The 11,536-nt window shown below is 67.6% G+C and carries 8 protein-coding genes; 6 read left to right on the forward strand and 2 right to left on the reverse strand.

What is annotated here, in order from left to right:
* Nucleotides 1–43 precede the first annotated feature (43 nt).
* On the forward strand, nt 44–1,387 hold the full coding sequence (locus AC3A4E_RS08695) for a hypothetical protein (protein ID WP_487631090.1): 1,344 nt from the start codon (nt 44–46) through the stop codon (nt 1,385–1,387).
* Between the two features lie 22 nt (nt 1,388–1,409).
* Here the strand turns inward: AC3A4E_RS08695 and AC3A4E_RS08700 are convergent, their stop codons facing one another.
* A complete protein-coding gene (locus tag AC3A4E_RS08700) occupies nt 1,410–3,332 on the reverse strand; it encodes a diguanylate cyclase domain-containing protein (protein ID WP_487631091.1) in 1,923 nt (640 codons plus the stop codon).
* A 142-nt stretch (nt 3,333–3,474) separates the two neighbouring features.
* On the opposite strand from AC3A4E_RS08700, the gene prfB reads away from it, so the two are divergent.
* The 4 genes from prfB to AC3A4E_RS08720 all read left to right on the forward strand — a co-directional run bounded on the left by prfB (nt 3,475) and on the right by AC3A4E_RS08720 (nt 9,582).
* Nucleotides 3,475–4,603 (forward strand): peptide chain release factor 2 gene (gene prfB / locus AC3A4E_RS08705; protein WP_487631092.1). Its coding sequence is split into 2 segments (ribosomal slippage): nt 3,475–3,549 and nt 3,551–4,603, totalling 1,128 coding nucleotides; the frame shifts between segments, so codons are not numbered across the junction.
* A 92-nt stretch (nt 4,604–4,695) separates the two neighbouring features.
* Nucleotides 4,696–6,216 carry a lysine--tRNA ligase gene (gene lysS, locus AC3A4E_RS08710; RefSeq protein ID WP_487631093.1) on the forward strand — a complete coding sequence of 507 codons (1,521 nt, stop codon included), beginning with the start codon at nt 4,696–4,698 and terminating at the stop codon, nt 6,214–6,216.
* 161 nt (nt 6,217–6,377) lie between these two features.
* Nucleotides 6,378–7,433: an HD domain-containing phosphohydrolase gene (locus AC3A4E_RS08715; protein ID WP_487631094.1), complete on the forward strand. Its 1,056-nt coding sequence runs from the start codon at nt 6,378–6,380 to the stop codon at nt 7,431–7,433.
* 10 nt (nt 7,434–7,443) lie between these two features.
* On the forward strand, nt 7,444–9,582 hold the full coding sequence (locus tag AC3A4E_RS08720; protein WP_487631095.1) for an ATP-binding protein: 2,139 nt from the start codon (nt 7,444–7,446) through the stop codon (nt 9,580–9,582).
* 21 nt (nt 9,583–9,603) lie between these two features.
* Here AC3A4E_RS08720 and AC3A4E_RS08725 read toward each other — a convergent pair whose 3' ends face one another.
* A complete protein-coding gene (locus AC3A4E_RS08725; protein WP_487631096.1) occupies nt 9,604–10,521 on the reverse strand; it encodes a crotonase/enoyl-CoA hydratase family protein in 918 nt (305 codons plus the stop codon).
* 538 nt (nt 10,522–11,059) lie between these two features.
* Between AC3A4E_RS08725 and AC3A4E_RS08730 the strand changes: the two genes are divergently transcribed.
* The gene (locus tag AC3A4E_RS08730) at nt 11,060–11,530 is read left to right on the forward strand and encodes a nuclear transport factor 2 family protein (RefSeq protein ID WP_487631097.1); all 471 of its coding nucleotides are present in this window, start codon (nt 11,060–11,062) and stop codon (nt 11,528–11,530) included.
* Nucleotides 11,531–11,536 lie beyond the last annotated feature (6 nt).

The raw sequence follows: 11,536 nt of genomic DNA on the forward strand, positions 1-11,536 counted from the left end.
TCTCCCCCGATTCGGCCGCCCACTTCTGTACAGGGAGACGTTCTTGAAGACTGTCCATACGCTGGCCCTCGCGATCGCGTTGGCCATGGCACCGGCAATGACCCCCGCTGTGGCCCAGACCGGCACCGCCGCCGAATCCCTCGCGCTCGGCGCCGAGCGCCGCGGTGAGATCACCAGCCGTTCCAGCATCAATCACCAGGACGGCTCGCGCAGCCAGCTCTACCGCATCGATCTGCGCGAGGGCCAGGTGGTCAATTTCGCACTCGAAGGCGCGTTGCGCGGACGTCTGACCGCATTCAACGGGGGCGATCTGGTCGCCAGCTCGAACGCGGATTCCGAGGCGGCATCGCTGGTGGTCCGCGCCAGGCGTGCAGGCAGCTACACCATTGCCGTCAGCGGCATCGACGCCAGTGCCTACGGCCCGTTCACGCTGACCAGCAAGGCGATCGAGGCCTACAACGGCGAGACGCTGCGCGTAGGCGCGGCGATCAGCGACTGGACCGACTCGGCACGTCAGCTGCCCCTGCAGATCGACGAGAACGGTTTCTACACGATCGACATGCTGTCCGACGATTTCGATGCGGTGCTCAAGCTCGAAGGCGCGGGCGTCTCGATGAGCAACGACGATGGCGGCGACGGCAGCAATGCGCGGCTCAATGCGCGTCTGGCGCCGGGCAATTACACCCTGACTGCCGACAGCTACGGCGGCTCGCGCGCGAACGGCATGTACCAGATCCGCGTCGCGGCACGCACCTTGCCCGAGGGCGGCTTGCGTGATGGCGGCGAACTGGCCGTCGGCAGCAACGTCAACGGCCTGTTCGAAGGCAGCGCGCAGACGTATACGTTCTCCCTGCCGGCGCGGCGGGTGGTGCGCCTGGACATGCGCAGCGACGAGTTCGATCCCTTGCTGCACCTGTCCGGCAATGGCGTCGATACCACCGACGACGATGGCGGCGGTGGTCTCAATGCACGCATTTCCCTGCTGCTCGAGCCGGGCACCTACACCGTGCGCGCGGATGCGGCATCCGCGGGTGCCGGCCTGTATACGCTCGCGCTGGCGGCATCGGAAGCGCCCGACAACGTCGGCGGCGGCGCACTCACCGCCGGTCGTCCTGCGACGGCCACCCTGCTGCCGGGCATGACCGACCGCTGGACGGTGTCGGTCCGCTCTGCAGGCGAGTACGTCATCGACATGGCATCGGATGACGTCGACAGCTATCTGCGCCTGAACCGGGATGGTCAGGAGGTCGCTACCGACGACGACGGCGGTGGCGGTCTCAATGCACGGATTTCGCGTCGCCTCGAGGCAGGCGACTATGTGGTCGAAGCCTCGTCTGTGGGTCGCGACGAAGGCGGCAGCTACCGCATCTCGTTCAGTCGCCGATGAGGTGCCTGTTCCGGCGCCGCGCCTAGCGCGTCGCCGGAACGTGCGGCCCGTCGAGGGGCGGTGCGGCGCGCGACGCGCTGCTCTCCAGCGTCGTATCGCTGTGCCACTGGATAGGCGCGCGACTGCTGATCGCGTGCACCGTACCGGCATCGACCGCCGCCTGGGGGTCGTGCAGGATCCGGCCCGGGTCGGCATTTGCGGGCCCGCACCACAGGCCGGTCCAAGCGTCGCGCCCGCCGCGCTTGGAGGCGTACAGCGCGCGGTCGGCGAGATCGACGGCCGCGCGCCAGCGTTTGCCGTGTTCGACACCGGCGGCCGACGGCCAGTCCGCGAATCCGATCGACACCGTCATCGTCGCTTCCACGCCGTCGAACACGAACGGCCTTGCGGCGATGGCCAGTCGCACGCGCTCGGCAATGTCGCAGGCGCGTTGCAGGTCGAGTGATGCGCAGGCGATGAGGAACTCTTCGCCGCCCCAGCGCGCAACCAGATCGTCAGGCCGGCAGCAGGCGGTCAGCCGGGCGGCGATCTCGGTCAGGATCGCATCGCCGATGCCATGACCGTGGCGGTCGTTGCTGTGCTTGAAGTGGTCGACATCCAGCAGGAACACCACGTGCCGGCCCGCGCCCGTCGCCGGCGGCAGCGTCCGCATGGCACGGGTCGCAGCGCCGCGGTTGAGGAGCCGGGTCATGCTGTCGATCGAGCTGATCCGGTGGAGCCGCTGGTTGACCCTGCGCTGGTACCAGGCGAATGCGAGCGCGAACACCATCAGCATGGCCAGTCCGGCGAAGCCGGCGCCGCGCAACCGGCGCGCGTGCTGCTGGTTGAGCGCTTCGATCTGGCGCTGTTCGCGCAGGAGCGCGAGTTCGCTGGCGCTGTGGCGGTCCTGCAGACGGGCCTGCAGGCCTGCCAGCGTGCCGAGATTCTGGCTGCGCAGCGCGCCGACTTCGACATCGCGCAGCACCTGCTGGGTGTCCAGCGCCGCTTCGAACCGGCCGAGGGCCCGCAGCGCGGCCACTTCGGCGCGCAGCGCGTCGCGGTACTCGACGCGGAAGTCGCCACCGCGCGTCGCATCCACCGCTGCGCGCGCATGCAGATAGGCTGCTTCGCCATCGTCGCCGGCCAGCGCCAGCGCCGACATCCGCAGCAGCGTCATGGCCGCGCCGGAGGGGTCGCCGTCGCGCTGGGCGTCCGCCAGCGCCTGCAGTGCGGGAATCACGTCGACATCGCCGTCGAGCGCGATGCGTTCTGCACGTGCCCGCTGTTCGACGATCCGCTGGTCGGTGATGACCGCGTTGGCCGCGGCGAGATCGAAGCCCGCGCGCGCCGCTGTCGTCCGGCCCATGCGCATGTGGTTCAGGGCACGGTTGTAGGCCAGCACCGGCTCACGTAGACCGCGGGTATCGGCGATCGCCTGGGCACGCGCGAAGATCGCCTCGGCCGTCTCGAATGCCTCCAGCTCCTCGCTCTGGATGCTGCCCACGTTGTTGAGCAGCTTGACCTGCGCCACATCGGACTCGCCGGCCTCGGCCACCTCGAACGCACGCATGTACAACGCGAGCGCGCGGGGGACGTCACCGGCCAGTTGCAGTGCGGCACCGGCGTTGGTCAGCGCACGCAATGCGAACTCGGGCGGTCGCGGCGATTCGGCCAGCAGCGCCTCGACCCGGTCGATCGCGGTGGATGTGGTGTCCGAATCGCCGAGAAGCGCGGCCGCACGAGCCAGGCAGGTCAGCAGCTTGATTTCGTCGTCGGACTCGAGCGTCGGCTCCGCCAGCGTTGCGCGGGCGATCCGCACCGCTTCATCGGCACGGCTCTCGCGCAGTTCGAAGCAGCGCTCGACCTGCGCCTGGATGCGCGCTGCCGCCTCCGGTCCGGCGTGTGCGGTGCCGGAGAGTGTCAGTGCGGCGGCGACCAGCCACGCGCGCCCGTAGCGCATCCTCATCAAGTCGATCCCCACGCCAGTGCCCCCAATGGCAGGCGCGAGTCTACCGGCAAATCCGGCAAAGTCGCAGATGCGGGCGGCGGCCGGACGCGGGCCGCCGCGGACTTGTTAGAATCCCCGGTTTTCCGTGGTTCCCAATCCCATGCTTGAACTCAATCCCGTTCGCCAGCGCATCGTCGACCTTCGCGGTCGGCTGGATGCGCTCAGGGGGTTTCTTTGACTACGACGCCCGTCGCGAGCGTCTGGAGGAAGTCGAGCGCGAGCTCGAAGACCCGACCATCTGGAACGATCCCGAGCGCGCACAGGCGCTGGGACGTGAGCGCTCGACGCTCGACAAGACCGTCAACGGCATCCGCAACCTGACCGAAGGTCTGGAAGGCGCGAACGAGCTGCTGGAACTGGCCGAGTCCGAACAGGACGAGGACACCGCGCAGGCGGTGGTTGCCGACGTCGAGGGCTTTGCCGTCGAAGTGGACAAGCTGGAATTCCAGCGCATGTTCTCCGGCGAGCTCGATTCGGCGAACTGCTTCGTCGACATCCAGGCCGGCGCCGGCGGCACCGAGGCCCAGGACTGGGCCGAGATGATGCTGCGCATGTACCTGCGCTGGGCCGAGACGCGTGGCTGGAAGACCGAGCTGATGGAAGTGTCCGGCGGCGAAGTCGCGGGCATCAAGTCGGCGACCGTGCGCGTGGAGGGCGAGTTCGCCTACGGCTGGCTGAAGACCGAGATCGGCGTGCACCGTCTGGTGCGCAAGTCGCCGTTCGATTCCGACAACCGCCGCCATACCAGCTTCACCTCGGTGTTCGTGTCGCCGGAAGTCGACGACAACATCGAGATCGACATCAACCCGGCCGACCTGCGCACCGACGTGTACCGCTCGTCTGGCGCCGGTGGTCAGCACGTCAACAAGACCGAGTCGGCGGTGCGCATCACGCACATCCCGACCAATACCGTCGTCGCCTGCCAGACCGGCCGCAGCCAGCACCAGAACCGCGACAACGCGATGAAGATGCTGGCCGCCAAGCTCTACGAGCTGGAAGTGCAGAAGCGCAACGTCGAGCGCGACGCGCTGGAAGCCACCAAGTCCGACATCGGCTGGGGCAGCCAGATCCGCAACTACGTGCTCGATCAGAGCCGCATCAAGGATCTGCGCACGGGCGTGGAGCGCAGCGACACGCAGAAGGTGCTTGACGGCGATCTCGACGAATTCGTCGAAGCCAGCCTGAAGTCGGGCCTGGCGGCCGGTTCCAAACGGACCGACGCCGTCTGATCGATCCATCCGCCGACGCGTCGCGTCGGCACTGCGCGGCCGGCCGCTCCGGTCGCGCGTGATTCCTCTTCGCATACGAACGAAACGCACCCATGACCGACGCCCCCGCACCGCAGACGCCCGCCGACGAGAACGCCCTGATCGCCGAGCGTCGCGCCAAACTGGCCGCGCTGCGCGGGCAGGGCGTGGCGTTCCCGAACGACTTCCGTCGCCGCGACGAAACCGGCGCGTTGCAGGCCTCGCATGGCGACGCCGAACGCTGGAGCGGCGAAGCGCTGGAGGCCGAGGGCGTGCAGGTCGCCGTCGCCGGCCGTCTGATGGCCAAGCGGGTCATGGGCAAGGCCGCGTTCGCGACGGTCCAGGACGTGAGTGGCCGCATCCAGCTGTTCCTGCAGTCGGCGACGCTCGGCGAGCGCTACGACGCGTTCAAGGGCTGGGACGTCGGCGACATCGTCGCGGCCGAAGGCACGCTGATGCGCACCAGGACAGGCGAGCTGTCGGTCAAGGCTTCGTCGCTGCGCCTGCTGACCAAGTCGCTGCGCCCGCTGCCGGACAAGTGGCATGGCCTGAGCGATGTGGAACAGCGCTATCGCCAGCGCTACGTCGACCTGATCGTCTCGCCAGACGCGCGCGCGGTGTTCGTCAAGCGCTCGCGCATCGTCGGCGCGATCCGGCAGTGGCTCGATACCCGCGACTTCCTCGAAGTCGAAACGCCGATGATGCATTACATCGCCGGCGGCGCTGCGGCCAAGCCGTTCACCACGCATCACAACGCGCTGGATCTCGACCTGTTCCTGCGTGTCGCGCCGGAGCTCTACCTCAAGCGTCTGGTCGTCGGCGGCTTCGAGCGCGTGTATGAGATCAACCGCAATTTCCGCAACGAGGGCGTGTCGACCCGGCACAACCCCGAGTTCACGATGCTCGAACTCTACGAGGCCTACGTGGCCTACGAAGAGGTCATGGACCTGACCGAGACCCTGATCCGCGACGTTGCGATGCAGGCGGTCGGCACCACGGCACTGGAATGGGACGGCAACGCGATCGACGTCGGTCCGGCGTTCCGTCGCTGGAAGCTCGAAGAAGCGGTGCGCGAACTCAACCCGGAGATCAGTGTCGCCGACTGCCGTGACCGTGAAGCGCTGGCCGCGCATTGCGCGCGTCTGGGCGTGCACGTGAAGGCCGGCTACGGCTGGGGCAAGCTGCTGCTGGAGATCTTCGAGAAGACCGTCGAAACCGGTCTGATCCAGCCGACTTTCATCACCCATTACCCGGTCGAGGTCTCGCCGCTGGCGCGCGAATCCGACAGCGAGGCGGGCATCACCGACCGTTTCGAACTCTTCATCGGCGGCAAGGAAATCGCCAACGGCTTCTCCGAGCTCAACGATCCCGAAGACCAGGCCGCGCGTTTCCGCGCCCAGGTCGATGCCCGGGACGGCGGCGACGACGAGGCGATGCACTACGACGCCGACTACATCCGCGCGCTCGAAGTCGGCCTGCCGCCGACCGGTGGCCTGGGCATCGGCATCGACCGTCTGGTCATGCTGCTGACCGGGTCTTCTTCGATCCGCGACGTACTGCTGTTCCCGTACATGCGGCCCCAAGTCGACGCCTGAGGTCAGTTCCGGCCGTAATGCGGCAGCGTGGGGCGTCCTGAAGCTATGGGACTTGCGCTGGCGGCCGGGTAGGAATTTTCCGGCCGGACTGGCGTAGGACTTGCTTCGCAGGGATGCCGCCCGCGATGATGCAGGCGGGGCTGAACGCGAGGAGACAGCACATGAACATTGTCATCGTGGACGATCAAACGTCAGCGCGGACCATGCTGCGACATATCCTCGAGGATATCGGTCCGGAACTCGACGTATTCGACTTCGGCGATCCCGAGGCAGCACTGCGCTGGTGTGACGAGCATCGTCCCGACCTGTTGCTGCTCGATTACCGGATGCCGGTGGTCGACGGGCTGGAGTTCGCCCGGCGTTTCCGGCGGCCGCTGCTGCATCGCGACGTTCCGATCGTGCTGGTGACCGTGGTCGGCGACGAGCCGATCCGCCAAGCGGCGCTGGATGCGGGCGTCATCGATTTCCTGGTCAAGCCGGTGCGCCCCCGCGAACTGCGGGCGCGGTGCCGCAATCTGCTGCAGCTGCGGCAGCAGTCCGAATCGGTCAAGCAGCGTGCGCTGTCGCTGGAGCAGCGGCTGCTCAAGAGCATGCACGAGGTGGATGAGCGCGAACGCGAGACGCTGACCCGCCTTGCCCAGGCCATCGCGTACCGCGATGCCAGCACCAGCGCCAACCTGGAGCGGGTGGCGGCGGTGGCGGGCATGGTCGGCGAAGCGCTGGGCCTGTTCGAGGACGAGGTGCGCATGATCGAACTGGCCGCCCCGCTGCACGACATCGGCAAGATCGCCATACCCGACGCCATCCTGATGAAGCCCGGCCCGCTGACGGCCGAGGAGATGGCCACGATGCGCCAGCATCCGCAGATCGGCTACGACCTGCTGAGCAACAGCCAGAACCGCTTCATCCAGCTCAGCGCGCTCATCGCGCTGCGCCACCAGGAACGCTACGACGGCAGCGGCTATCCCGATGGTCTGTCGGGCGAGCAGATTCCGCTCGAGGCACGGATCGTGGCGATCGCGGACGTGTTCGATGCCTTGCTGTCGAACCGTCCCTACAAGCGCGCCTGGTCGATCGAGGAAGCGCTGGCGTACATCGCCGAGAACAGCGGACGACACTTCGACCCGCGTTGCGTCGAAGCGATGCTGGGCAACGTGCCGCGTCTGCAGGAGATCTGCGCGCGCTTCAGTGGCCGGCCCGCCGGCCCGCTGCAGTGAGGCCGTAGGAATGCACGCGCTGGTCGGGAAGCTGCGCGAGCGGCTGGCCGGGCGGCCTGACAGCGAGCATGGCCAGGCGGGCGTACGCCTGGTGATGCTCGTCGTCATCTATGCCTATCTGCAGTTGTTCGTCGACGGGCAGTCCGGCGTCTCGCGCGCACTCTGGTTCTCCGAGGCCTACCTGGCCATCGAGTTCGCGGTCGCGCTGTGCATCGTCGCCTGGCTGGTATGGCGTCCGGAGGTGTCGCACCCCCGCCGCGTGCTGGGCATGCTGGCCGACTACAGCCTGATGGGCGTGGGGCTGTTCCTGCTCGGCGACCTGCTGGCCTGGCTGTACGTGGTGATCATGTGGGTGACGATCGGCAACGGTCTGCGCTACGGGCCCCGTTACCTGTACGCCGCGATCGGCTTCGCGGTCGCCACGTTCGGGACCGCGATCGCGATCACGCCGTACTGGCAGCAGAACGTCCCCCTCGCGATCGGCCTGCTGGTCGGCCTGGTGGCCGTGCCCCTGTATCTGAGTTCACTGCTGCGTGCGCTGACCGAAGCCACGCGTGCGGCCAAGGCCGCCAGCGAGGCGAAAAGCCGGTTCCTGGCCAATATGAGCCACGAGTTCCGCACGCCTCTGAACGGCATCATCGGCATGTCCGACCTGCTGGTGACCACGCCGCTGAGCGCCGAACAGCGCGACAGCGCGCACGTGATCCAGACCTCGGCCAAGGCGCTGCAGGTGCTGGTCGACGACGTCCTCGACATCTTCAAGATCGAGGCGGGCAAGTTCCGCTCCCACCAGGCCGATTTCTCGCTGCCCGAACTGGTGCGCGGCATCCAGGTGATGCTGCTGCCCAGCGCGCAGAGCAAGGGCCTGCGGTTCGAGGCCCGGATCGCCGAGGGCGTGCCGCCGCTGTTGCGCGGCGACAGCAACCAGATCCGCCAGGTGCTGGTGAACCTGCTTTCCAACGCGATCAAGTTCACCGACCGGGGCGAGGTGACGCTGACGATCGAGACGATCGAAAGCGACGCCGCGCAGGCCACGACCCGTCTGCGGTTCTCGGTCCGGGATACCGGCATCGGCATCTCGGCCGATGCGCTCGGCGGCATCTTCGATGCCTTCGAGCAGGTCGAGACCGGCCTGGGCCGCCGGTTCGGCGGCACCGGTCTGGGCACGACCATCGCCAAGGGCTTGACCGAACAGATGGGCGGGCGCATCCACGTCGAGAGCCGGCCGGGCGAGGGCTCGCACTTCTGGATCGAGCTGCCGCTGGCCGTGGTCGACCGCGACGAAGTGGCGGTCGCCAGCAACGTGATCGCATTCGACGATCCGTTCGTCCGCCACCGTGCGCGCGTGGGTCCCATGCGCATCCTGGTCGCCGATGACCAGTCGGCGAACCTCATGGTGCTGCGTCGTCTGCTGGAGAAGGCGGGGCACCGGCCGCACGTCGTCGACGATGGCGAAGATGTACTGCTGGCGCTGGAGTCGCAGACCTTCGACGCCGTGATCACCGATCTGCATATGCCCGGCGCGAACGGGCTGGACATCATCCGCCAGACCCGCTTCATGGAAGCAGGCAGCGGGCGGCGCACGCCCTTCATCGTCCTGACGGCCGATGCGACCGCAGATGCCCGCGAAGCCTGTGTGCGCGCCGGGGCGTTCGCCTATCTCACCAAGCCGATCGTGGTCGAACGCCTGCTGGAAAAGCTGGCGGAGATCGCGCTCGGCACGACGACGGCAGCGGCACCGGTCGCCGCACCCGCGCCGCGGGACACGGACCGCAGTGTCATTTCGCAGCACATTCTCGACGAGCTGCGCGAGATGGGACTGGGCGAAGTCTTCGTCACCCGGTTCCTGGGCGAATGCGCCCGTGATGCGCGCAAGTGTCTGGCGGATCTGGAAACCGCGGCGATGGCGGGGCAGTGGGATGCGTTCCGCGATGCCTGCCACGCCCTGAAGGGCGCGGCGGGCAACATGGGCGCGGTGCGCCTTGCCGACACCGCGTCGGCAGGCATGGACATGCGCTCGGACCAGTTGCTGGGCCAGTGGCGCGGCATGCTGCAGACGCTGACCCAGCAGCTCGACCAGACACTGGTCGCGCTGCGTGAGCGCGGCGACCTGCCGCGCGCCGGTCAGCCCGGGTCGGACATTCCCTGACCCGGGCGCATGCCCTGCGCGTCAGCGCGCGTCGGCGGTCCGGTCGTCGGTCGATGCGACCTCGGGCCTGCGCAACTGCGCGCGGACCAGACGCTCCATCGTCCGCAGCTGGCGGTCGCCCAGCTGCAGGGCGGTGTCGACCCAGATCCGGGTGATGCGCATCAGTTCCTCGTGGGTGACGGGATGCGCACCATCGCGGACCTCGTGCAGCGCCAGGCGCGCCGCGGCGATGCGCCTGTTTTGCCGGATCACCTCATGCACGGCGCGTGTGCCTTCGCCCTTGTCGACCAGGACGTCGACGATGCCCATCGTGTGCAGTTCTTCGCTGCTGTACATCCGGCCGTTGAGCATCATTTCCTCGGCGACCTTCGGGCTGACCTTCTGCACCAGCAGCGAGTAGGCACCCATGCCCGGGAACAGGCCGAACAGCACTTCCGGGAAGCCCATCTGCACGCCGCGCTCGGCGACGATGGTCTGACAGGCCAGCGCCAGTTCCAGACCACCACCCAGCGCATCACCTTCCAGCAGCGCGACGGTGTGAGCGTTTCGGTGCAGACGGGTCTGGAGCAGATGGATGTTGTCCACGCATTCGCTCGCGTAGCGCAGCAGACCGTCGCGGTTGCGGTCGCGGATCAGCGATGCGAACAGCTTGAGGTCGCCACCGAGGTTGAACACGTTGCTGTCCGAACCGAGGACGATGTGCGAGACATGACCGGGCTCGGCTTCGGCCCGCTGGGAGATCCGGTTGATCGTCTGCTGGGCGAACAGGCGCAGCTCGCGCAGCAGTGCGGGCGAGAAGCACGCCCGGTACGTGGGATCGGAGAACGCCTGCTGTGCGTGCATGAAGCACCAGTGCGAGTCATTCGACGCGTCATGCTCGATACGGATGGTGGACAGAGCGGTGGTGGTGTCACCGTGCAGCAGCTCGACGTTATGCATCTGGAAATCCCCTGATACGGACTTCCCGCCGGTCGGGCGCCCGGCGGGCGTCCATGAATAGTTTTCGCCCGAAGCGTGCATGGAAGCGCGCATCGGGTGAAAGGAGCAAGGATTTCAATGGCATAACTGCTGAATGCCAAGAACGTCACGCCAATTAGTGACGCACGTCACGTTTTTGAGCGTCGGGATGACCTGAGTCTCTTGCGCTGCCGGATTGCATCGGGTTCCGATCCGGGTCTCTGCGGAACGCCGGAGGCGCAGTGACAGGCGGGAAGGGCGCCATCACCCCGGAAGTCGACGGTCGGGCAGCGTGCGCCGCTACCCGGGTTGTCGATGTTCATTCCGAGTGCCGCGTCAGCCAGACTGCCCGGGATGCCCGCCGAGCATTTGCAAACAGCCCCATCTGCGAGAGGATGCCGGCGCCGCCGAGGGTGCACAGGGTGCCGTCGCGCACTGGAGGGCGGTTGCGACGGCATGCGTGCCGGCGGTCCGCCGCTCGCCCGGCGCAGGTCAGACGCGTTCAATCCAGGAGAGCGAAATGAGAGGACCGGGCGTGACCTGGATGAGGAAGACGGGGTGGCGCATCGTGCTCGCGATGTTGCTCGTCGCAGGCTTGGTTTCGTGCGCGCGCGACAGCGCTGAAGACGCGATCCGGGCACAGGTGGCCGCGCTGCAGGCGGCCATCGAGGACCGTCGGGCGTCCGATGTCGCCGACATTCTCGATGTGGATTTCATCGGTCCCGATGGGATGGATCGCCGCGAAGCGCGGGCAATGGCGATGGCACTGATGCTGCGGCATCAACGCGTGGGCGTGGTGGCGGGTCCGCTGGAGATCCGGCTGCAGGGCGAGGACCGGGCAACGGTGCGTACGCGCGCCGCGTTGACGGGTGCGGCCGGTGGCACCTGGCTGCCTGACAGTGCGCAGGCCTGGCAGGTCGAAAGCGGTTGGCGGCTGCGTGATGGGCAGTGGCGCATCACCAGCCTGCGCTGGACTCCGATGCTGGAATGAGCGCGG

It is taken from the genome of Luteimonas sp. Soil_N_1 (genome assembly GCF_057656255.1).

Coding starts and splice junctions, on each gene's coding strand:
- AC3A4E_RS08700 (WP_487631091.1), bottom strand. CDS start 3,332: ATGAGGATGCGCTACGGGCGCGCGTGGCTGGTCGCCGCCGCACTGACA.
- lysS (WP_487631093.1), top strand. CDS start 4,696: ATGACCGACGCCCCCGCACCGCAGACGCCCGCCGACGAGAACGCCCTG.
- AC3A4E_RS08715 (WP_487631094.1), top strand. CDS start 6,378: ATGAACATTGTCATCGTGGACGATCAAACGTCAGCGCGGACCATGCTG.
- AC3A4E_RS08720 (WP_487631095.1), top strand. CDS start 7,444: ATGCACGCGCTGGTCGGGAAGCTGCGCGAGCGGCTGGCCGGGCGGCCT.
- AC3A4E_RS08725 (WP_487631096.1), bottom strand. CDS start 10,521: ATGCATAACGTCGAGCTGCTGCACGGTGACACCACCACCGCTCTGTCC.
- AC3A4E_RS08730 (WP_487631097.1), top strand. CDS start 11,060: ATGAGAGGACCGGGCGTGACCTGGATGAGGAAGACGGGGTGGCGCATC.